This window comes from Mesorhizobium sp. M0184, assembly GCF_040322215.1.
In the GTDB taxonomy this organism is placed as follows: Bacteria; Pseudomonadota; Alphaproteobacteria; order Rhizobiales; family Rhizobiaceae; genus Mesorhizobium.
Map to the genome: position 1 here is coordinate 118,069 of NZ_JAMYSZ010000008.1, position 21,833 is coordinate 139,901.

18 protein-coding genes and 1 tRNA gene are annotated in these 21,833 nt (G+C 63.6%); 6 read left to right on the forward strand and 13 right to left on the reverse strand.

Translation table 11 applies throughout. The features are described 5' to 3' along the window. Nucleotides 1–3: 3 nt before the first annotated feature. The 5 genes from NKJ23_RS12570 to NKJ23_RS12590 form a co-directional block, all read right to left on the reverse strand. On the reverse strand, nucleotides 4–1,143 hold the full coding sequence (locus NKJ23_RS12570; protein WP_352680512.1) for an ABC transporter permease: 1,140 nt from the start codon (nucleotides 1,141–1,143) through the stop codon (nucleotides 4–6). After that, on the reverse strand, nucleotides 1,143–2,237 hold the full coding sequence (locus NKJ23_RS12575) for a microcin C ABC transporter permease YejB (RefSeq protein WP_352488119.1): 1,095 nt from the start codon (nucleotides 2,235–2,237) through the stop codon (nucleotides 1,143–1,145). The genes NKJ23_RS12570 and NKJ23_RS12575 overlap by 1 nt, the downstream gene beginning before the upstream one ends. Nucleotides 2,238–2,267: 30 nt before the next feature. Next, nucleotides 2,268–4,136, reverse strand: a complete 1,869-nt coding sequence (locus tag NKJ23_RS12580; protein WP_352680513.1) for an extracellular solute-binding protein — start codon at nucleotides 4,134–4,136, stop codon at nucleotides 2,268–2,270. Beyond that, on the reverse strand, nucleotides 4,136–6,019 hold the full coding sequence (locus tag NKJ23_RS12585) for an extracellular solute-binding protein (protein WP_352680514.1): 1,884 nt from the start codon (nucleotides 6,017–6,019) through the stop codon (nucleotides 4,136–4,138). The genes NKJ23_RS12580 and NKJ23_RS12585 overlap by 1 nt, the downstream gene beginning before the upstream one ends. 173 nt (nucleotides 6,020–6,192) lie before the next feature. Continuing rightward, nucleotides 6,193–6,846 carry a c-type cytochrome gene (locus tag NKJ23_RS12590; protein WP_352680515.1) on the reverse strand — a complete coding sequence of 218 codons (654 nt, stop codon included), beginning with the start codon at nucleotides 6,844–6,846 and terminating at the stop codon, nucleotides 6,193–6,195. A gap of 191 nt (nucleotides 6,847–7,037) precedes the next feature. Between NKJ23_RS12590 and NKJ23_RS12595 the strand changes: the two genes are divergently transcribed. Both NKJ23_RS12595 and NKJ23_RS12600 read left to right on the forward strand, forming a co-directional pair. Further along, entirely contained in the window at nucleotides 7,038–7,766 is a 729-nt protein-coding gene (locus NKJ23_RS12595; protein ID WP_352680516.1) for a 3-deoxy-manno-octulosonate cytidylyltransferase, read from the forward strand. A 31-nt stretch (nucleotides 7,767–7,797) separates the two neighbouring features. Beyond that, nucleotides 7,798–8,661 carry a prephenate dehydratase gene (locus NKJ23_RS12600; protein ID WP_352680517.1) on the forward strand — a complete coding sequence of 288 codons (864 nt, stop codon included), beginning with the start codon at nucleotides 7,798–7,800 and terminating at the stop codon, nucleotides 8,659–8,661. 7 nt (nucleotides 8,662–8,668) lie between these two features. On the opposite strand, the gene NKJ23_RS12605 is transcribed toward NKJ23_RS12600, so the two are convergent. After that, nucleotides 8,669–9,025, reverse strand: a complete 357-nt coding sequence (locus NKJ23_RS12605) for a hypothetical protein (RefSeq protein WP_352680518.1) — start codon at nucleotides 9,023–9,025, stop codon at nucleotides 8,669–8,671. A 55-nt stretch (nucleotides 9,026–9,080) separates the two neighbouring features. Further along, the gene (locus tag NKJ23_RS12610) at nucleotides 9,081–10,025 is read right to left on the reverse strand and encodes a class I SAM-dependent methyltransferase (RefSeq protein ID WP_352680519.1); all 945 of its coding nucleotides are present in this window, start codon (nucleotides 10,023–10,025) and stop codon (nucleotides 9,081–9,083) included. A gap of 107 nt (nucleotides 10,026–10,132) precedes the next feature. Here NKJ23_RS12610 and NKJ23_RS12615 point away from each other — a divergent pair, with 107 nt between their 5' ends. Both NKJ23_RS12615 and NKJ23_RS12620 read left to right on the forward strand, forming a co-directional pair. Then, nucleotides 10,133–11,143, forward strand: coding sequence for a ligase-associated DNA damage response exonuclease (locus tag NKJ23_RS12615; RefSeq protein ID WP_352680520.1), 1,011 nt, complete (start codon nucleotides 10,133–10,135; stop codon nucleotides 11,141–11,143). Between the two features lie 238 nt (nucleotides 11,144–11,381). Continuing rightward, on the forward strand, nucleotides 11,382–12,983 hold the full coding sequence (locus NKJ23_RS12620; RefSeq protein ID WP_352680521.1) for a cisplatin damage response ATP-dependent DNA ligase: 1,602 nt from the start codon (nucleotides 11,382–11,384) through the stop codon (nucleotides 12,981–12,983). Between the two features lie 102 nt (nucleotides 12,984–13,085). Here NKJ23_RS12620 and NKJ23_RS12625 read toward each other — a convergent pair whose 3' ends face one another. Further along, on the reverse strand, nucleotides 13,086–14,237 hold the full coding sequence (locus tag NKJ23_RS12625; protein WP_352680522.1) for a hypothetical protein: 1,152 nt from the start codon (nucleotides 14,235–14,237) through the stop codon (nucleotides 13,086–13,088). 354 nt (nucleotides 14,238–14,591) lie between these two features. Between NKJ23_RS12625 and NKJ23_RS12630 the strand changes: the two genes are divergently transcribed. Together NKJ23_RS12630 and NKJ23_RS12635 are read left to right on the forward strand one after the other, a co-directional pair. Continuing rightward, nucleotides 14,592–14,667, forward strand: a tRNA-Thr gene (locus tag NKJ23_RS12630). A gap of 172 nt (nucleotides 14,668–14,839) precedes the next feature. Next, complete coding sequence (locus NKJ23_RS12635; protein WP_352680523.1) at nucleotides 14,840–15,010, forward strand: hypothetical protein; 171 nt, start codon at nucleotides 14,840–14,842, stop codon at nucleotides 15,008–15,010. Nucleotides 15,011–15,036: 26 nt separating this feature from the next. Here NKJ23_RS12635 and NKJ23_RS12640 read toward each other — a convergent pair whose 3' ends face one another. From NKJ23_RS12640 to NKJ23_RS12660, 5 genes are all read right to left on the reverse strand, one after another. Next, complete coding sequence (locus tag NKJ23_RS12640; RefSeq protein WP_352680524.1) at nucleotides 15,037–16,626, reverse strand: indolepyruvate oxidoreductase subunit beta family protein; 1,590 nt, start codon at nucleotides 16,624–16,626, stop codon at nucleotides 15,037–15,039. Further along, entirely contained in the window at nucleotides 16,619–18,772 is a 2,154-nt protein-coding gene (locus NKJ23_RS12645) for a thiamine pyrophosphate-dependent enzyme (RefSeq protein ID WP_352680525.1), read from the reverse strand. Before NKJ23_RS12645 ends, NKJ23_RS12640 begins: the two co-directional genes overlap by 8 nt. A gap of 42 nt (nucleotides 18,773–18,814) precedes the next feature. Beyond that, nucleotides 18,815–19,294, reverse strand: a complete 480-nt coding sequence (locus NKJ23_RS12650) for a MarR family winged helix-turn-helix transcriptional regulator (protein WP_352680526.1) — start codon at nucleotides 19,292–19,294, stop codon at nucleotides 18,815–18,817. Next, entirely contained in the window at nucleotides 19,294–20,865 is a 1,572-nt protein-coding gene (locus NKJ23_RS12655; protein WP_352680527.1) for a phytoene desaturase family protein, read from the reverse strand. Before NKJ23_RS12655 ends, NKJ23_RS12650 begins: the two co-directional genes overlap by 1 nt. 149 nt (nucleotides 20,866–21,014) lie before the next feature. Next, nucleotides 21,015–21,806, reverse strand: coding sequence for a cyclase family protein (locus NKJ23_RS12660; RefSeq protein WP_023676844.1), 792 nt, complete (start codon nucleotides 21,804–21,806; stop codon nucleotides 21,015–21,017). Between the last annotated feature and the right edge of the window lie 27 nt (nucleotides 21,807–21,833).

Below are 21,833 nucleotides of genomic sequence, written 5' to 3' on the forward strand. Positions count from 1 at the left end.
CCCTCATCTGAACGTCTTGCGCGGATCGAAGGCGTCGCGGGTGGCCTCGCCGACGAAGACAAGCAGCGACAGCATCAGCGAGATGACGACGAAGCCGGAAATGCCGAGCCAGGGCGCGTTGAGGTTGCGCTGCGCCTGCTTCAACAGCTCACCCAGCGAGGCGGCGCCGGGCGGCAGGCCGAAGCCGAGATAGTCGAGCGAGGTCAGCGTCGAGATCGAGCCGCTGAGCAGGAAGGGCAGGAAGGTCAGCGTCGCCACCATGGCGTTGGGCAGCAGATGCCGGAACATGATGGTGACGTTGGACACGCCGAGCGCGCGCGCCGCATTGACATATTCGAAGTTACGGGCGCGCAGGAACTCGGCCCGCACCACGCCAACCAGTGCCACCCAGGAGAACAGCAGCATCAATCCGAGCAGGATGAAGAAGCCAGGCGGCAGGATGGCGGCGACGATCAAGAGCAGGTACAGCACCGGGATCGCCGACCAGATCTCGATGAAACGCTGGAACAGGAGGTCGGTCCAGCCGCCGAAATAGCCCTGCAGAGCGCCGGCCGCCACGCCGATCAGCGCCGAGCCGGCGGTCAGGATCAGGCCGAACAGCACCGATATCCTGAAGCCGTAGATGACGCGCGCCAGCACGTCGCGGGCCTGGTCGTCGGTGCCCAGCCAGTTCCAGTTGCCGACGTTGCAATTGGGGTCTGCCTCGCCTTTCGGATACTGGTTGCAGCGCGTCTTCTTGTCGTAGAGCCAGGACGGCTTGGTCGGTGCTGCTTCGGGAATAGCGTTGTTGACGGTCTGGTAGGAGTAGCGCACCGGCGGCCAGACCATCCAGCCATTGGCGTTGATCTCGTCCTGGATCACCGGGTCGCGGTAGTCGGTGACGGCATAGAAGCCGCCGAACTTCTCCTCGGGATAAGCGACCAGGACCGGAAACAGGATCTCGCCCTTGTAGGAGGCGATGATCGGCCTGTCGTTGGCGACCAATTCCGAAACCAGCGACAGCACGAACAGGAACAGGAATATCCACAACGACCAGTAGCCGCGCCGGTTGGACTTGAAGTTCTGCAGGCGCCGCTGGTTGAGCGGCGACAGAAAGGGCCGCGCGATCCGAGCCGGCGCCGTTTCGGCCATGGTCCGCGCCATCAGACGTCTCTCCGCTCGAAATCGATGCGCGGATCGACCCAGGTGTAGATCAGGTCGGACAGCAGCCCGACGAACAGGCCAAGCAGCGAGAAGATGTAGAGATTGGCGAACACCACCGGATAGTCGCGCTGCACCACCGAGTTGAAGCCGAGCAGGCCGAGGCCGTCGAGCGAAAATATGTTCTCGATCAGCAGCGAGCCGGTGAAGAAGGCCGAGATGAAAGCACCGGGAAAACCGGCGATGACGATCAGCATGGCGTTGCGGAAGACGTGGCCATAGAGCACCTGCCGCTCCGACAGGCCCTTGGCGCGGGCGGTGACGACATATTGCTTGCGGATTTCCTCGAGGAAGGAATTCTTGGTGAGCAGCGTCGTCGTGGCGAAGGCCGACAGCACCAGCGCGGTCAGCGGCAAGGTCATATGCCAGAAATAGTCGACGATCCGCGCCGGCCACGACAGCTGGTCCCAATTGTCGGAGGTGATGCCGCGCAGCGGAAACCAGTCCCAGAACGAGCCGCCGGCAAACAGCACCATCAGCAATATGCCGAACAGGAACCCGGGAATGGCGTAGCCGACGATGACGACGCCGCTGGTCCAGACGTCGAAGGTAGAGCCGTCCTTGACCGCCTTGCGGATGCCGAGCGGGATCGAGATCAGATAGGACAAAAGCGTGATCCACAGCCCGATCGAGATCGACACCGGCATCTTTTCCAGGATCAGGTCGAGCACCGAGATGTCGCGGAAATAGCTGTCGCCGAAATCGAAGCGGAGATAGTTCCACAGCATCATGCCGAAGCGCTCGAGCGGCGGCTTGTCGAAGCCGAACTGCTTCTCCAGCTTCTTGATGAATTCCGGGTCGAGCCCTTGCGCGCCGCGGTATTTCGACCCGACGTCACCGGCGACATCGAAATTGGCGCCGCCGGCATCACCCCCGCCGCCGCCGAGGCGATCGCTGCCGCCCTGGTTGGTCAGCCTGGCGATGACCTGCTCGACCGGCCCGCCTGGAGCAAACTGGATGACGGCAAATGACACCGCCATGATGCCGAACAGGGTCGGGATCATCAAAAGGATGCGGCGCAGTATATAGGCGCCCATCAGGTTCCCTGCCTCGCTTGTGCAAAAATCTCAGGCTTTGCCAATCTTTGCCGCCTTGTCTTTATCGAACCACCACAGCGTCTCGACCGGAAAGTCGTAATCCGGCTTTTGAGCGGGAAAGCCGAACATGTCCCAGAAGGCTGCCCGGTGATTCGCCAGATGATATGTTGGAATCCAGTCTAGCCGCGCGCGCAAGACCCGATCGAGCGCGTTGAGCGCGGTGACGAGTTCGATCCGGCTCTGCGCCTTGCCGGCTGCCTCGATCAGCGCGTCGATGGCTTTGCTTTCCGTACCCGGATAGTTGCGCATCCCCGGCGTTTTCGCCATCCGGGAATTGTAGAGGATTTCCAGGCCGTCGGCAGTAGGCGTCGCCCCGATCAACCAATGTAGCATGTTGAAATCGAAATCGTAGTTGCTTTGCCGCGCTTCAAATTGCGTCGAATCGACCTGCCGGATCGAAGCGTCGATGCCAATCGCCTTCATATTCTCGGACCACGGCGCGAAAATGCGAACGAGACCCTCGTCCTCGGCCAGCATTTCCACCCGCAGTCGCTCGCCCTTCTCATTGACGACGAAATTGCCCGCTCGCTTCCAGCCGCCTTCGGCAAGCAGTCTCGAAGCTTCGCGCAGCACCTTACGGTCGTGACCGGAACCGTCCGAGACGGGTTGCACCACCGGTTCGCCGAAGGTTTCCGGCGGCAACTCGGCTCGAAACGGCTCCAGCAGTTTCAATTCCTGGGGCGAGGGCAGGCCCTCGGCCTTGTAGTCCGATCGTTCGAAGTTCGATTGCGAGCGCTCGTAGGAGCCGAAAAACAGCACCCGCTTGGTCCATTCGAAATCGAAGCAATAGGCGATCGCCTGTCTCACGCGCACATCGCGGAATTGCGGCCGGCGCTGGTTCAGCGCGACAGCCTGCATGTCGGGCGATTTCTCGCCGGGAAATTCCCGTTTGACGACCCTGCCGTCCTTCAGGGCCGGAAAGTCGTAACCGGTCGCCCATACCCGCGCGGTGAATTCCTCGCGAAAATGCGTATCGCCTTTCTTGAACGCTTCAAACGCTGCCTGGCGATCAAGATAGAAATCGATACGGATACGGTCGAAATTATTAAGCCCGCGGTTCACGGCGAGATCGCGCCCCCAATAATCGGCGACACGTTCATATTCGATAGTCTGCCCGGCCACGACCCGTCCCATCTTGTACGGCCCGGAGCTGAGCGGCGGGGTCATCGTCGAGGCGTCGAAATCATTGGCCGTATAGAAGGCTTTGGACACGATCGGCATTATGGCGATCGCGAGGATATTCTGCGCCGACTGTTTGCCGTTGAAGGTAAGGCTGACAGTAAGCGGATCGATTGCGACCGCATCCGTCATATGCCGCAGCGCTTGGGAAAGGTTCGGATGTCCCCGGTCTTTGTAGAGGTTCAATGCGAAGGCAACGTCCTCGGCCGTCACCGGCGAGCCGTCATGGAAACGCGCTTGTGGCCGCAGGCTGAAGCGGAAGCCGTTGCGGTCCTGCGACAAAGTTACGGATTCGGCAAGCAGGCCGTAGACCGCATCCGGCTCATCGACTGCCCTTGCCATCAGGGAATCGAAGCAGAGCTCGGTGCGCGGCGGCGAATCCCCCTTCAACACCAGCGAGTTCAACGTGTTGAAAGTCAGAAAGCTCTGATTGAGGGTGGAGTTCGGTGGGCCGAAATTCATCCGGCCGCCCTTGGGAGCGTCTGGATTGACATAGTCGAAATGCGTGAAATCCGGAGGATATTTAAGATCGCCGAAGGCCGACAGGCCGTGCAGTTTCACGCCGGTCGGGATGCCGGCGAAAGCGCGGCCGGGCAGCAGCGCCGCAGCGGCGGCCGCACCGCCAAGGGCCAGGAAATCGCGACGGGGCAGCGACGCCATCAATTGCCACTCTTGTATTTGGCCGCCAGCGCCTTTTCCTTGACCGGATCGATCCACCAGGAATTCTGGTCGACGCCGCTATAGGCGGGCTGTTTCTCCGGCATACCGAACTTGTTCCAGTAGGCCAGCCAAACCACGGCGCGGTAATATTGCGGCACGACATAGTAGTTCCACAGGAGCACCCGGTCGAGCGCATGGGTGGCGGCAACCAGATCGTCGCGGTCGGTGGCAAAGATGATGCGGTCGACCAGCGCATCGACGACCGGATTCTTGATGCCGGCGTAATTGCGCGATCCCGGCGAATCGGCGGCCTTGGAACTCCAGAAATCGCGCTGTTCATTGCCGGGAGAGTCCGACTGCCCGAGTATCGAAGTGACCACGTCAAAGTCGAAGTGGGTGACTCGGTTGATATACTGGGTTTGGTCGATCAGGCGCAGCGTTGCGTCGACGCCGATTTTGCGCAGATTGGCGATATACGGGCTGGCGATGATCTGGTCGGTGTCGTTCCAACCGAGGATCTCGAATTTGAACGGTTCGCCGGTCTTGGCGTTGACCATCTTGCCGCCCTTGATGATCCAGCCTGCCTTGGCGAACAGATCGACCGCGGTCTTCAGGTATTTGCGCTCAGCCTGCGGGTTGTCGTAGACCGGCAGCTTGAATTCCTGGGTAAAGACTTCAGGCGGCAGCTTGTCGCGGTACTGCTCGAGGATTTCGAGTTCCTTGCCTTGCGGCAGGCCGCTCGAGGCCAGTTCGGTGCCCTGGAAATAGCTGCTGGTGCGGGTGTTGGAACCGAAGAACAGGGTCCGGTTCATCGTCTCGAAATCGAACGGATACATCAACGCGGCGCGCACTAGGCGATCCTGGAACAGCGGGCGCCTGGTGTTGAGCATGAAGGCCTGCATCGGTTCGGGCGACGCGGTCTTGAATTCCTTCTTGATGACGTCGCCGGCCTGAACTGCCGGGAAATTATAGGCCGTGTTCCAGCGCCTCGAACTGTTCTCCGGCTTGATGTCGTCCAGCCCGCCCTTGGTGAAGGCCTGCCAGGCGGCATTGTCGTCGAGAAAATAGGTGAAACGCTGCCTGTCGAAATTCTCGCGGCCGATTTTTACGGGCAGCTTGGCCGCCCAGTAATCGGGCACGCGCTGCCAGATGATTTCGGAGCCAGGCTTGAAGCTGGCGATCTTGTAGGCGGCGGAGCCGAGCGGCGGCTCCTGCGTCGGCTTTGTGACGTCGCGCTTCTTGCCGTTGGCGTCGGTGCCTTCCCACCAGTGCTTGGGCAGCACAACGAGATCGCCGATGATCTTCGGTAGCTCCCGGTTGCCCTTCTGGCTGAAGTGGAATTCGACCTCGCGGTCGGACACCGCGACGGCGTCGGTGACGTTTTCGAAATAGCGGCTGTACATCGGGCTGTTGGCCTTCAGCACCTGGAACGACCAGATCACGTCCTCGGTGGTGATCGGCTGCCCGTCATGCCATTTGGCCCGTGGATCGAGCCGGTAGGTCGCCGAGGAATAGTCGGCCGGATATTTGTAGCCGTCGGCGATCAGCGTATGGCTGGTGCTGCCCTCGTCCGTCGCCTGCTCCATCAGCGTGTCGTAGAGCAGGCCGCCGCCGAACTGCGCGAAGCCGGCGGCCGGCGAACCCTGCACGATGTAAGGATTGAAGCTGTCGAACGTGCCGAGCACCACTGAGTTCACTGTGCCGACCTTCGGTGCATCCGGATTGACGTAATCGTAGTGCTGGAAATTATCGCCGTATTTGGATTCGCCGATCAGCGACGAGGTCGTGCGCCATTCGTCCGCGAAGGCCGCCTGCAGGCCGCCGGCAAAAGCAGCCAGCATCAGCACCGATTTCAGAAGCGTCCGCGCTCGGCCAACCGTCATGCGTTCTCCTCTTCGCGATATAGCGCCGTCACCATAGCGTCTGGGCCCAATCTAGATCATTTGGCGGCGCTGAAAACCGCAACCGAGCGGCTTTGTCGTCGCTTATGCATTTTTCCTAACGAAAAAGCCGGGCTGAACCCGGCTTTTTCAAGGATTATGTCATTACGGTTTTGTTATTTTGCGGGTGCGGCCGGAGCGGCTGGCGCCGCGCCTTCTGCCGGCTTGGCAGGGGCCGCACCTTCGGCCGGCTTGGCGGGCTCATTTTCGGCCGAGGCGCCGGGCGCCGGCAGGGGCTTCGGATTGTCCGACAGCGTGCGCAGATAGGCGATGACGTTGGCGCGGTCCTCATCCTTCGGCAGGCCGGCGAAGCCCATCGCGGTGCCCTTCACGAACTTCTTCGGCGAGGTGATGAAGTGGTTGAGATTGTCATAGGTCCACTTCTCGCTGCCGCCCTTGGAGAACTCCTTCATGCCGGCAGAATAGGCAAAGCCCTCATGCTCGGCGACCGGACGGTCGATGATGTCCCAGAGATCGGGGCCGACCTTGTTGGGGCCACCCTTTTCGCCGGAGTGGCAAGCCTGGCATTTCTTGAAGATGGCGGCGCCCGCTTCGGCGTTGGCAGTGGTCAGCAGCTCGGCAATCGGCTTCACGGCCGCGGCGGGAGCGGCCGGGCCGCCTTCGGCGGGCTCGGTCGCCTCGATGGCGAAGCCGGGCTTTTCCGGCGCCGGCGAGGCAAACAGCGCGTCGGACACGATGCCAACTGAAAAGACGATGAACACGGTTCCGAGGAGACCGGCGAGCAGCTTGTTGACTTCGTTGGAATCCATACGCCCCAGGCTCCCTTTCCGGCGGACCGATCCGTCCACTCCGTCCGTCGGTATCGTGATCCACCCGGTGGAACCGGCCAAATCGCGCGGAAACTAGGTCTTTTGCTCCGGCGTTGCAACACCTATAAGGGCGCTGCCAGTGAGACCTTTTGCCACTTTGTCCTCCTCTTTTTCGAGCCCCTGCCCGCCTCATGTCCACGCTCATCCTGATCCCGGCCCGCATGGCCTCGACCCGCCTGCCGGGCAAGCCGCTGGCCGACATTGCCGGCACTCCGATGATCGTCCACGTCGCTCGCCGTGCTGCCGAGGCCGGGCTCGGCCGGATCGTCGTCGCCACCGATACGCAAGGCGTTGCGGAGGCGGTGCGCGCGCATGGTTTCGAGGCGGTGATGACGCGGGCGGACCACGAAACCGGTTCCGACCGCATATTCGAAGCGCTGACCATTCTCGACCCTGGCAACAGCGTCGAGACCATCGTCAATGTGCAGGGCGATCTGCCGACCATCGACCCCCTTGTTATCGGCGCCGCGCTGAAGCCTTTCGAGAACGCAGCGGTCGACATCGCCACGCTCTGCGTCGAGATCGTACGCGACGAGGAAAAGACCAATCCGAACGTCGTCAAGCTGGTCGGCTCGCCACTCTCGACGACGCGGCTCAGGGCGCTCTATTTCACCCGCGCCACCGCCCCTTGGGGCGAAGGCCCGCTCTACCATCACATCGGCCTCTATGCCTATCGCCGCGCCGCACTCGAACGCTTCGTTGCGCTAAGGCCGTCGCCGCTGGAGCGCCGCGAGCGGCTGGAGCAATTGCGGGCGCTTGAGGCTGGCATGCGCATCGATGCGGAGATCGTGCAGTCGGTGCCGCTTGGCGTCGATACGCCGGGCGATCTCGAACGCGCCAGGGCGCTCCTTTCCAACTAACAATTTCTTCCCAATTCCCGAGACTCTGCGCATGCCTGAAAAGACCAACAAAATATCCTTCCAGGGCGAGCCGGGCGCCAATTCCGACACCGCCTGCCGCAACATGTTCCCGTCAATGGAGCCGTTGCCGTGCCCGACCTTCGAGGACGCCTTCAACGCCGTCGAGACCGGCAAGGCCGATCTGGCGATGATCCCGATCGAGAACACCATTGCCGGCCGCGTCGCCGACATCCATCACCTCTTGCCGGAATCGAAGCTGCACATCATCGGCGAATACTTTCTGCCGATCCACTTCCAGCTGATGGTGCTGCCCGGCGTCAGGCGCGACGAGATCCGGACCGTGCACAGCCACATCCACGCGCTCGGCCAATGCCGCAAATACATCCGCAAGAACGGCTGGAAGGCGACGGTTGCCGGCGACACCGCGGGCGCCGCCAAGATGATCGCCGCGATGAAGGACCGCACCATGGCCGCGCTGGCGCCGGCGCTGGCCTCGACCCTCTACGGACTCGACATCATCGAGGAGAATGTCGAGGACACCGACAGCAACGTCACCCGCTTCGTCGTGCTGACCAAGAACAAGCAATGGGCCGAGCGCCCCTCGGCCGACGCCAGGATGATGACGACCTTCATCTTCCGCGTGCGCAATGTGCCGGCGGCGCTCTACAAGGCGATGGGCGGCTTCGCCACCAACGGCATCAACATGACCAAGCTGGAAAGCTACCAGCTCGGCGCGTTTACGGCGACGCTGTTCTACGCCGACATAGAGGGCCATCCCGACGATCCGCTGGTGAAGCTGGCACTCGACGAGTTGCGCTTTTTCTCGCGCGAAATGCGCATTCTCGGCGTCTATCCCGCCAGCGCCTCGCGCGAGCAATGGAAGGTAGCGGATTAGGATCCGGTCAGGTCAGGCCGAGCTTGTTCTGCTTGGCCGGCTTGCCGCATTCGCGCCGGCTGATCGACCGGTTCATGGCGTCGATCTTGCCGCTTGCCTGGTCGGCGTCGCGTTTGGCTTTCGAGCGCATATCCGGCGTGAACGGGCCAAAGCCCGTCGCCGGGTTGGAGAAGGACGGCTTGGCGTCCACCGGCAGATGATATTGCTGCGCCAGGCCGTTTCGTTCCGCCAGCAATTGATCGCAAGGCACCTTGTCATACTGCAGCGAGGACTGGACGTTTTCGTCCTGCCGTTCGGACATCGAATTGCCGACGCAGCCGGCCATCGCCAGGCAAGATGCCAAGACCGTCATGTTCCAGCGCATGAACGTGCTCCTTGTCTTTCGCAGCTGCGGCTTCTCATGCGCAGCGGCAGAAGTCTTAGCCAGATTTTACGCGGCCGGAAAGCAAGCTTGCCACTACGGCCAGCCCTTCGACCGGTTGGCGGCGATCCTGCCGGATGATTGTTGCCTGCAGCGACAGGACCGAAAAGCCGTTGGCGTCCAGAACCCGCTCTACATAGCTCTGGGAATGCGCGTAGCGGCGGGACGGCAGCAAGGCGAAATCACCGCTGCCAGACGAGTGGCCGCCAAGGAGCGTCTCGACGGAGAACGCAAACAGACCGCCGCTGGCAAGCATTCCGGCAATCTTGTTCACCACCGTGTCGAGTGCGCCGACATAGATGAACACATCGGCCGCCGTCACCAGATCGGCTTTCGGGCCAGAATAGCAAAAATCCTGCAGGTCCGTCTTGACGAGCAGATCGTAGACGCCTTTGGCGCGCGCCTGCCTCAGCATGCCGGCCGAGATGTCGTAGCCCTCCAGCCGATCGGCGATCGGCCGCAGCCTCTGGCCCATGAGGCCGGTGCCGCAGCCGAGATCGAGCGCCAGCGAAAACCGGCCCGGCCGTGCTGCCCGGATGGCGCGGTCGAGGCATTCGGGCAGACGGTAGCCGAGCCTGTCGACCAGCTCACCCTCGAAGCTCCCGGCATAGTGGTCGTAAAGCGTCTCGACAAAGGCGCTGGGCGGCGCCGGGGCCGCCGCTGCCCTGCCGATCAATTGCAGCTTGAGCACCGCGCCGAGCCTGTCCGCCGGGTCCAGCCGCAGCGCCGTCGTCCAGGCCTGCGCGGCGAGATCGCGCGCGCCTGCCGCCTCCTGCATCTCGCCGAGACGGAACCATCCGGCCGCCCAGTGCGGTGTCAGTTCGAGCGCGCCGCGCAGCAATTCCGCCGCTGCCGCATGATCGCCGGATGCATGGAGCATTTCGGCATAGGCGGCGCGGCGGTCGGCGGTCAAATCGCCGGACGAGGTCTGGAGCGGTTTCATGCGATCGGGTTCCGCCGGGTGTTTGCAGCCGGCTTGCGCTCTATGCTGGAGTCAGCAGTGACTTACAACAGGCTTCCCGCGCCGGAATTAGCGCCTATCTTGGGGCCATGCGCGCCAGCGACCTGCTTCATCCCCGGCCGGAAGGGCTGTATTGCCCGCCCGGCGATTTCTTCATCGACCCGGTGCGGCCGGTCAACCGGGCGCTGATCACGCATGGCCATTCCGACCATGCCCGCTCCGGCCACCGCTCGGTAATGGCGACGCAGCAGACGCTCGATATTATGGGGCTGCGTTACGGCGAAGGTTTTGCCGGAACGACGCAAGCCGCCGTGCTCGGCGAGACGATTGCGCTTGGCGGTGTGGCCGTCAGCTTTCACCCGGCCGGCCATGTGCTGGGCTCGGCGCAGATCAAGGTCGCGCATCAGGGCACATGCATCGTCGCGTCCGGCGACTATAAACGCCAGAAGGACGCGACCTGCGAGCCGTTCGAGCCGCTCAAATGCGACGTCTTCATCACCGAGGCGACGTTCGGTCTGCCGGTGTTTCGGCATCCGCCCGATACCGAGGAGATCGCCCGGCTGCTGAAATCGACCGAGCAGTTTCCCGAGCGCACGCATCTGGTCGGCGCCTATGCGCTGGGCAAGGCGCAGCGCGTCATGCGGCTGCTGCGCGATGCCGGCTACGAAAAGCCGATCTACATCCACGGCGCGCTGGCCAAGCTCAGCGAGTATTACCAGAGCCAGAATATCGATCTCGGCACATTGGAACCGGCGACCGTCGAGACCGGCCAAAAAAGCGACTTTGCCGGCGCCATCGTCGTCGGCCCGCCATCCGCCTTCGCCGATCGCTGGGCGCGGCGTTTTCCCGATCCGATGTCGTGCTTCGCCTCAGGCTGGATGCGCATCCGCCAGCGCGCCAAGCAGGGCGGCGTCGAACTGCCGCTGATCATTTCCGATCACTCCGACTGGGACGAGTTGACGGCAACGATCAAGGAGACCGGCGCCGAAGAAATCTGGGTAACGCATGGCCGCGAGGAGGCGCTGGTGCGCTGGTGCGAGCTCGAAGGCATTGCCGCCCGGCCGCTGCATCTCGTCGGCTATGAGGACGAGGGCGATTGATGGTGTTTTTGGATCCAGCAATCGCCGGTACGGCGCTCTACGGCGCCCCCCTCTGGCCTGCCGGCCATCTCCCCCTCAACGGGGGAGATCGGCAGCTTTGGTTTTGCCGCTCATCCTGCAACGTTGGAAATTGGCGAAAGCAGTCGCGACAGCAAATCTCCCCCCTTGAGGGGGAGATGTCCGGCAGGACAGAGGGGGGCGCGACAGAACGCAAGCCTTTCCCATTGGCGCGCCGCTCATGAACCGCTTCGCCGAGCTTCTCGACCGGCTGGTGCTGACGCCGTCGCGCAACGGCAAGCTGACGCTTTTGACCGATTATTTCCGCAGCGTCGAGGATCCGGACCGCGGGCTGGCGCTGGCTGCCATCACCGGCGATCTGTCCATCGCCGCGATCAAGCCGGCGATGCTGCGGACGCTGGTCGTCGAGCGCATGGATCCGGTGCTGTTCGGCTATTCCTACGACTATGTCGGCGACCTGGCCGAGACCGTGTCGCTGGTCTGGCCGCGAGCGCCGGTCGACATTGCGAGCCACGCGCCGACGCTGGCCGAGGTGGTGGCGAAGCTGCAGGCGGCGAGCCGTTCCGACGGGCCGCAGGTGCTGGCCCGGCTGCTCGACAGCGCCAGCACTTCGGCGCGCTTTGCCATCATAAAGCTGGTCACCGGCGGCCTGCGCATCGGCGTCTCGGCGCGGCTTGCCAAGCAGGCGCTGGCCGATTTCGGCAAGGTCGAAATCGCCGAGATCGAGGAACTCTGGCACGGGCTGACGCCGCCTTATACCGGGCTGTTCGCCTGGCTGGAAGGCAAGGCCGAAAAACCCAGGAAGACGGCGCTGGCGCTGTTCAGGCCGGTGATGCTGTCGAACGCCGTCGGCGACGGCGACCTCGAAAAGCTCGACCCGGCCGACTACGCGGCCGAATGGAAATGGGACGGTATCCGCGTCCAGGCGGTTTGCGAAGGCGGCATTCGCCGGCTCTATTCGCGCACCGGTGACGATGTCTCCGGCGCCTTTCCGGATCTTGCGGAGGCGATGGATTTTTCAGGCGCCCTCGACGGCGAGCTTCTGGTCGGTGACCCCAGGCAGGCGACGGGCACGTTCTCGGACCTGCAGCAGCGGCTGAACCGCAAGAGCGTGTCACCCAAGATCCAGCAGCAATACCCCGCCTTCATGCGCTGCTACGATGCGCTGCAGATTGGTGACGAGGATGTGCGCGGACTTCCCTTCCGCGAACGGCGCGGCCGGCTCGAGGCCTTCGTCAGGACACTCGATCCGAGCCGCTTCGATCTGTCGCCGCTGGTCGAATTCACCAACTGGCAGGCACTCGAGGAATTGCGCCGCAAGCCGCTGCATCCGGTCATCGAAGGCGTCATGCTGAAGCGCTGGGATTCGCCCTATGTGGCCGGGCGGCCGAAGGGCCCGTGGTTCAAATGGAAGCGCGATCCGCACACGGTCGACGCCGTGCTGATGTATGCCCAGCGTGGCCATGGCAAGCGCTCGAGCTTCTATTCCGACTACACATTCGGCGTCTGGTCCGGGCCGGAAGGATCGGAAGAGCTGGTGCCGGTGGGAAAGGCCTATTTCGGCTTCACCGACGAAGAACTGAGGCAGATCGACAAATATGTCCGCGACAATACGATCGAGCGCTTTGGCCCGGTCCGCTCGGTGCGTGCCGACCGCAGGAACGGGCTGGTGCTTGAGGTAGCCTTCGAAGGGCTCAACCGTTCGACGCGGCACAAATCCGGCGTCGCCATGCGCTTTCCGCGCATTTCGCGGCTGCGCTGGGACAAGCCGGCGGCGGAAGCCGACCGCATCGAGACGCTGCAGGCGCTGCTCGATAGTTAATGCATGTCGCGCAAAAAGTGTGCAGCGGTTTTGCGGTAACGACATGCATCAAAATAAGAACCTAAAGTGCGTCGCATGAGGCCGGTCCGAACGCGACGTGCTTTAGGGAACGACTGAAACGCGGATCTCGTAGATGTCGACCGACTTGCCCTGCTTGTCGAAGTCGGAATTGATGGCGATGGTGCCGGCAGCACCCGGACGCTTGTCGGGAAAGCGCACGTCGAACAGATATTCATTGCGCTCGCGACCGACCGCATAGCGCTTGCGGCCGCAGTCGCCGAGTTCGCCGAAATTGCAATCGACGGAAATCTGCGTCTCCTGGCCCTCCTCGGAGCGCGCGATGATGTCGAATGTGGCATGCTTGCCGGCGAGTTTTTCCAGCACGCCTTGCCCGACGTCGAAGCTGATGGCCGAACCGGATGCACCCGAGCGGATGCGCAGGAAGGAACCGCTTTCGTCCTGGATAACGTCGGCCTTAGCGTCCGACGGTGCATTGACCTGCGTCGGGTCACCCGGCGAAAAGACGTTGATCCAGTCGCGCGCCTCGTCCTGCTCGCCCTGCTTCGGCGGCGAAGCGGTGTCGTCCGGCGTGAAATCTTCGCCATCGACCGTTGGCGGCGCTTCCGGTGGCGCTGTGTCGAGCTCGGTCGCCGATTTGAAGACGCCGGTCTGGTTGGCGAAATAAAGGCCGATGCCGGCGGCTGCGAGCAGCGTCACACCGAAGAAGATCGCGGTCAAGGGCAGGCGGCGCCGCCTCGCCCGCCGGTCGTCGCGGTCGGGCGTCACTTCCGCATCGTCGGTTTCGGTCGGAGCCGAAGCCCCCATGTCGATCACCGGCGCCTCGGCAACAGGCGCATCGGGCATGATGTCGGGGACGACAGGCAGGACGCGCGACCGCGGCGCATCGGCTTCGGGCGGCTCCGCCGGACCCTCAACGACGACATCGGGCGTGGGCTCGGCTTCGGCTTCGGTTTCAGTTTCAGCCGGAGACTCCACCGCCGGTGCTGCCTCCAAACTGTCGGTCGGCGCGGCGACGTCGGCAACCGCCGGCAGGAATTCCGATTCGATTTCGGTGATCTTCGCCTGGACCGCCTTGCGGCGCTTGATGGCGACTTCCACGGTGACGTTTGGATTGGCCTGCAGGGCACGGTCGAGTGCCGCGAAAGCCGATCGATAGACCCGCTCGCGAAACGCCCGGTCGTCGGCATTGCCTTTCTCGAAGGCGTTGCGGATCGCTTTTTCGATCGCGTCCAAGCGAATTCCCTCTGCAATTTCACTCACATTGCCATGATCGTTAGCCGCAGGCGACCAATCAATCAACAAGCGAGCGGCCGCATTCTGCCTTGCCGAGGGGCACAAAGCTCATTTCGGCGGTTTTCGGTAAAGGAATCAACATTTTTCGCTGATTTTCCCGGTCACGGCCAACGTGGCGGTCGCGCGGCGTGCCGATGCGGCATCACGCGGCCAATGGTAGATCCGCGCGGCGGCTGCCCTTGCGCCCGGCCGGAGGCGGCACGAATTGCCTCGTCCTGAAATCGCGACTGCCATCTTGAATTCGCGGCCGGTTGCGTCTATCACGCAGCCCATCCTGGAAGCTCGGCTTCCCGGGCCGCTTTAGCTCAGTTGGTAGAGCACATCATTCGTAATGATGGGGTCAGGTGTTCGAGTCACCTAAGCGGCACCAACAATTTCCCAGCATTTAGAATCGCTTGCGTAGGGCCCGCCCCGCAGAAACTTATTTGGGCTTGAATGCTAAATAAATAAGGAAATACGCCCGCTTTCCGCGCTGCGATCTTGACTCACGGCGAACATCTCATCGTCGGCGGTTCCGGCCTGACGTTCAACAGGGGAGAAAAATGGAAAAGGAAGACGATGTCCTAAGCGACCTGAGCTATGTCGCCAAAAATTTCGATGATGTGGCGAAGGAAACGATCGTCCTGGTGCTGGAGGCTGCGATCGCCGAGATCATCGGCCTCAGAATTGCCCTGCAGACTGCCGCGCCGAAGGCGACATGGGCGACAGACTGAGTTGCAGCCGGGGTTGAACGAGCGCCTCAGCTCACCCGATTGTCACCCAGCGACGCCACGGTCTTCAGCGCGCCGTCGAGCATGTCGCCCTTTTCGTCCTTCAGCGCGGCTTCGCGCAGGCGCCGGATCCAGTCTGCGGCGTCCGGGCGGCCCTTGACCAGGTCGAGCGCCGACAGCACGCGGTCGAATTTCGACTGCGCGCGGGCGTGGGTGTCGCTGTAGCCCTTGATCAGCCGGCGGCAGTTGAGGATCTCCGTGCCAAGCGCGTAGTCCTCGCCGACATGGCCGAGCGCCAGCGCATACCAGCGCTCGAGATGCGCGGTCTCGACCTTGTGGCGCAGCAGCCGGCGGCGCCAGCGGCGCAGGCCGCCGATGAACCACAATGCGGCAAAGCCGGCAAAACTGTCGGTGCGGATATGGCGGCCGCGGTTGATGCGGCGGTCGAGGAAGGCGGCGAGCTTCGGCCGCGCCTCGATGTAGCTGCCGAGCCCGGCCGGCAGCGTGCCGCAGAATTCCTCGATGCGCGGATGGAAATATTCGGTCACCTGCAGGACCGAGCCGTCCTTGACGCCAACCTCACGGCGTACGCGTCGGTCGCGGCTAGAGCGCGTCTTCAGGTCGGCGACGCGGATCATGTCGTCGTAGCACATCGCGTTGGCCAGATGCTTGGCGGCGGCGATCGACAGCGCGTAGTCATGGGCAGCACTGTCCAGGACGACCGCCCGGTCCAGCCTATCGAGATACTCGCCGCCATAGGCAACGTCCTGATAGTCGACCACTTTTTTCAGGCCGCGAAGCGCCATGTCGCGCACGGGTACAGGCAGCGTGGCGACGCGCGCCGCCAATTGTTGCCAGCCCTTCAACAGGCTTTCCGGGCCGCTGACTTCTGTCGCGGCGCCCGAGCCGGTTTCAGCGGCCGCCGGCCCTGCAGTCTTGTCGCCCGAAGGCGCACTCGCGATGCCGCGCGCCCGATCGTAGGCGGCGCCGAAGGCGGCGAGGCTGGCCTTGACACCACGGCCGCCGGCACTGACCGCCTGCTCATAGCTTTCGCGACTGAACGGCAAGGCGTCGGAGCCGGCCAGCGCGCCGAGCAGGCTGGCCGAGATCATCGAGCCATTGTCGGCGGCGATCTTCTCCATATCGAAGGCGATGAAGCGCTTGGCCGCGGCTTCCGCCGTGGCATGCACCTTCGAGGACGAGGCGCGGCCATCGCCGGGCTCGACCTTCTCCGAGACCGCGGCGATGCGGTGCGACGAGGCGATCAGCGTCGTGCGCTCGGGCGTGACGAAGCCGCGGATGATGGCGCGGCCGGCCTCCATCAGTTCGGCGGCAATCAGGATGTCGACGTCGCCCTGCGACGGCGACAGCGCGAAGACCGGCAGGCGGCCGGTGTCGCGGCACATTTCGACATAATAGATGGTGGCGCCGGTGCGCTGGGCGACGCCGGCGACCGAGGTCGATTGCGCGACGTAGCCGTTGCGCTCGGCGACGTCGGTGATCCAGTCGGCCAGCACGCCACCGCCCTGGCCGCCGACCGCCAGCACGGCAAGCTTGATGACGCGCTCGTCGTCCGGCGCGCCGGCCTTTGAACGGGTTGATGGAACGGCGTCAAGCATCGGCGAATATCAGGCGCCGGCTTTCACGGCGCCGCTGCAAGAGACTGATCGTGGCGCGACGCGCGGCTTCAAGGAAACGGTCCCAGCGGCTCGGATTGTGCACGACATCGGCGCGGTAGAAGGACGGGCAGAGCACCGCCGCATCGGCGACCTCGCCGCAATTGCCGCAACCGACGCAGCTTTGGTCGATATGCGCCACCGGATCGTCGCGCAACGGATCGTCGAGCGACTTCACCGACAGCGACGGACAGCCGGACAGCCGCATGCAGGCATGGTCGCCGGTGCAGATATCCTCGTCGACACCGAATTTCGGCTTGACTATGCGCGTCCCACCCTTGATCGCCTTGTCGACCAGCGGCTTTTCGCGGCGCTGCCGGTTGAGCATGCATTCGGACGAGGCGACAATGACTTTCGGGCCCTTCTCGTCCGTCGTCAGCGCCTCGCGCAGCGTGTCTTGCATCTTGGTTACGTCGTAGGTGCGGTCGATGTGGCGCAGCCATTTGACGCCCATGCCCTTCACCGCCTCGGTGATCGGGTGCTTGGTCGACTTGGTCTTGTTGCCGGCGCGGGACGACAGGATGTCCTGCCCTCCGGTCGCGGCCGAATAGAAATTGTCGACGATGACGATGACGCCGTCGTTCTTGTTGAACACGGCATTGCCGATCGAGGAGGTCAGGCCGTTGTGCCAGAAGCCGCCGTCGCCGACGAAGGAGATCGAGCGGCGCTTGGCATCGGGCGAGTTGAACGCCGAGGCCGAGGCCGGTCCCAGCCCGTAGCCCATGGTGGTGGCGCCGAGCTCGAAAGGCGGCATGATCGAGAACAAATGACAGCCGATGTCGGAGGCGATGTGGTGCTTGCCCAACTCCTGTTCGACCAGCTTGGTGGCGGCGAAGATCGGCCGTTCCGGGCAGCCGACGCAGAAGCCGGGCGGACGGCCTGGGACGACGTTGATCAGGTCGGCGGTGTCGAGCCCGTCGCCGATCTTGTTCGGCGCGCGGACCTCGCTTGGCAGCAGATGCGGGATGGTGGCACGCAGGAACGATCCGATGCCGTCGAGCATCACCTGGCCGGTGTATTCGCCGGCCATCGGCAGATGTTCCTTGCCGACGAGCTTGGTGCCGCGGCCGGCCTTGTGCAGCATCGCGGCAAAGGCCTGTTCGATGTAGTTGGGCTGGCCTTCCTCGACGACGAGGACGGCGTCCTTGCCTTCGCAGAAAGACAGGAACTCGTCGTCGACTAAGGGATAGACGGCGTTGAGCACATAGAGCGGCACGTCGGTGTCGCCATAAGTGTCGGCGAGGCCGAGCCGCTGCAGCGCCCGGATGACCGAATTGTACATGCCGCCCTGCATGACGATGCCGACCGCGCCGTGCTCCGAGCCGAAAAACTCGTTGATCTTGTTTGCGCGGATGAAATCGACCGCCGCCGGCCAGCGTTTCTGCACCTTTTCCTTCTCGTGCAGGAAGGACGCGGGCGGCAGCACGATGCGGCCGGTGTCGCGGCGCGGCGCCTCGAGCGCATCGGCCACAGTCATTGCCGGGCGCTTGTTGTCCTTGGCGATGAAATGGCCGTGGACATGGCAGCAGCGAATACGGACCTGCAGCATGACCGGCGTGTTGGAAACCTCGGACAGCTCGAAGCCGTCCTCCACCGCCTTGACGATCGACGGCAGGTTCGGTCGCGGGTCGAGCAGCCAGACCTGGCTCTTCATGGCAAACGCGTGGCTGCGCTCCTGCATGATCGAGGAGCCTTCGCCGTAGTCCTCGCCGACGATGATCAATGCCCCGCCGGTGACGCCGCCGGAAGCGAGATTGGCGAGCGCGTCGGAGGCGACATTGGTGCCGACCGTAGACTTGAAGGTGGCCGCGCCACGGATCGGATAGTGCACCGATGCCGCCAGCATGGCGGTGGCGGTCGCTTCCGAGGCGCTCGCCTCGAAATGCACGCCGAGCTCGCCCAGGATATCCTGCGCGTCGGCCAGCACGTCCATCAAATGGCTGATCGGCGCGCCCTGATAGCCGCCGACATAGCCGACGCCGCATTGCAGCAGCGCCTTGGTGATGGCGAGAATGCCTTCGCCGGAAAACTCCTCGCCGGCGCCGAGCCTGAGCTTTTCGACTTCCTTGGCAAAAGACCGTTCGGCCATTTTGGGCTCCTTCCGTTACCGCCCCGATGGCGGCGCGTAAGATCAGATGTCGTGCTTGCGAATGTTCTTCAGCATCTTCTGCAATGTCGCGATCAGCGCCGCGTATTCGACATCGTCGACATCGTCGAACATTGCCTCGAAAGCGTCGTGCATGGCCGGCCAGGCGCGCGCGAACTCGGCGCGGCCATCGTCGGTCAGGAATACATGGCGGATACGGCTGTCGGTGACCCCCTGCTCGCGCCGCACAAACCCTTGCCCCTCCAGCGTGTCGAGCGTCCGGCTCAAGGTCGACTGCTCGATGACGGTATAGACCGAGAGATCGTTGACGGTGACGCCATCGGTGACCGACAGCACGGCCAGCGTGCGCACCTGCGGAATGGTCAGGCCCTGCTTGCGGAAATTGTCACGCAAGGTGGCGTTGTAGCGGCCCATGATGCGGTTCATCAGATAGGGCGCGAATTGCTGCAGGCCGATCTGGCCCAAAGTCGAGATGCGCTGGCGCTTTTCAACCTTCTGTTCCATCACAGCCTCCCCGCCAGGAGAAAGCCGGAGCCGCCGCCCAAGCCAGCACCCGGATGGGTCGAGGCACCGATGTGGTAGAGACCCCTGACCCCGGTGGCGTGATTGCGGCTCGTCTTGAACGGCCGCCACAGGAACGACTGGTCGATGGTCGAGGAACCGCCATAGGGGTCGCCGCCGACCAGATTGATGTTCATCGCTTCCAGGTCGGCCGGCGAACAGGCGCGGCGTGCGATGACGCTGTCCTTGAACCCATCGATATGGCTGGCGAGGATCGCTTCGGCACGGTCGGCATAGGCTTCGCGCAGCGCCTCGGTCCAGCGACCGTCTGCCGGTGTTTGCAGTTTGCCGGCGGCATCGCCCTTGATATGCCGTGGCGCCTCGGGCAGTTGCAGCCACAGGACCGCCTTGCCGTCCGGGCAGCGCGATGGGTCGAGCGCGTGCGGCTGGCCGACGCACATGGTCGGCACCTCCGGCAGCATGCCGCGCACGGCTTCGTTGCAGGCCTTCGAAACGCCGTCGAGCCCCGGCGTCAGATGCAGCAGCGCGACCTTGTCCAGGCCCTCGCCGCGCCATGCTGGCGGCTTGTCCAAGGCATAGTGGATCTGGAAATTGCCCTTGCCGTAGCGGTATTTTTGCGCTGCCTCGACGTCGGCTTTCGGCGCCACGTCGCCGAGGAGCCGCTCGTAGAGCTGGGTTGGCGTGACCGAGCAGATGACGCTCTTGTTCACGTTGATCGTTTCGCCCGAAGCCAGCCGCACGCCGGCGGCGCGGCCTCCGCTTTGGACAATAGCCGCGACGTCGGCGCCGGTGCGGATTTCGCCGCCACGTTCCCTGATCAGGGCTTCGAAGGCGGCCAGCAGATTCCTGGCACCGCCCTTGACGATCGGCGCGCCGGCCGCCTCAAGCGCGAAGGCGATGACCTTGGCGATCTGGCCGGAGAACGCGTCCTCAGGCCCGAGGCCGGCATGCAGCACCCAGGGCGCCCACAGCGCGCGCATGGTTTCCGACTGGTAGGTGCTTTCCAGCCAACCGCGCGCCGGCACCAGCGCGCTGCCGAGAAAGGCGGCAAGGCCACGCGGGCCGCGCCGCCAGGCTTCACCCGCCAGCAGCCTGGCCGTCGGGTAGGACCACAGGCTGCCACCGAGCAGTCTGAACAGCAGACCGGCGTTGCGCTCGATCTCGCCGACATCGTTTGCGTGCCGGTCGCCGTCGCCCGCGGCAAGCGCATTGATCGCCGCTACATTGGCGATACGATCGGTGCGCAGGACGGCATGGCTGCCGTCCGGGCGCAGCACACCGGTCGGCGTGGAGGTGTTGCAAAACTCCAGGCCGTGCCGCGCCAGATCCTTGCCCAGCGCCGCATAGGCCGGCGAGGTGATAAACAGGACAAAGGTCGTCGCCATCACGTCGTGGATGAAGCCGGGCGCGGTGATTTCTTCGGTGCGCATGCAGCCGCCGATGCGGTCGTTGCGCTCGAGCACCAGCACCTTCGCCCCCTTGCCGCCAAGCATCGCCGAGCAGACCAGCGCGTTGATGCCGCTGCCGACGACGATGTGATCGGGAGCGCTCATCGATGCGTGCTCCTAGCCGGCAGGAGTTCAATTGCAGAGATTGGCGCTCTACGGCGCCGTAGAGCCGCAGCTTTGCAAGGCTGCCGCTCCCACTCCGTCACCACAGTGCCACTTCCGCACATGATCTTCTCCCGAAGACCGCAGCTACCCTATTGCCTTGGCACCAACGCCAACGCGCGGATCGGGCTGCCGGTGCCGTGCTCGATCTTGAGCGGCGCCGCGATCAGGATCGCGCCTTTCGGCGGCAGCCGGTCGAGGTTGCAAAGGCTGGCGAGGCCGTAGCGGTTAGCCTTGTGCATCAGGCTATGCGCCGGGAACGGCGGCTCCATTCCCCCTGCTTTTCCAGCATCCGTGCCGATCGTCTCGCTGCCCCAGCCCTTGATGTCCTTGCTAATCAGATACTGGATGGCTTCGGCGGTCGGGCCGGGCGTGTGCGGTCCGGTCTCATTGGCGTTGAGGAACTCGGCTTCCGAGCCGTTGCGCTTATACCAGTCGGTGCGCATCACCACCCACTCGCCGGGGTTGATAGCGCCATGTTCGGCTTCCCATGCCTTGATGTGATCGACGGTGAGCAGGAAATCGTGATCAGCTGCCGCTTGCTTCGAACAGTCGATGACGTTGACCGGGCCGACGAAGTTCTGCGCCGGAATGGTGTCGGTGGCGCCGTCCGGATAATCCTTGCCGGTGATCCAGTGGTTGGGTGCGTCGAAATGGGTGCCCGAATGCTCGCCGAGCTTGAGCCAGTTCCACGCCCACCACGGGCCATTCTTGTCATAGGCGGAGATGGCGTGGATCTCGATCTTCGGCGTGTCGACCGCCAGTTCCGGCGGCAGCTTGATCAGTGGCGTGTTGGGCCCGAGCGGCGCCGTCAGGTCGACCACCTGGATGGCGCCTGAAAGCAGCTGGCCGGCGACTTCGCCTAGAAGTTGTTGTGTGTCCATGGTCTCTGTTCCCTCTTTCTCGATGGT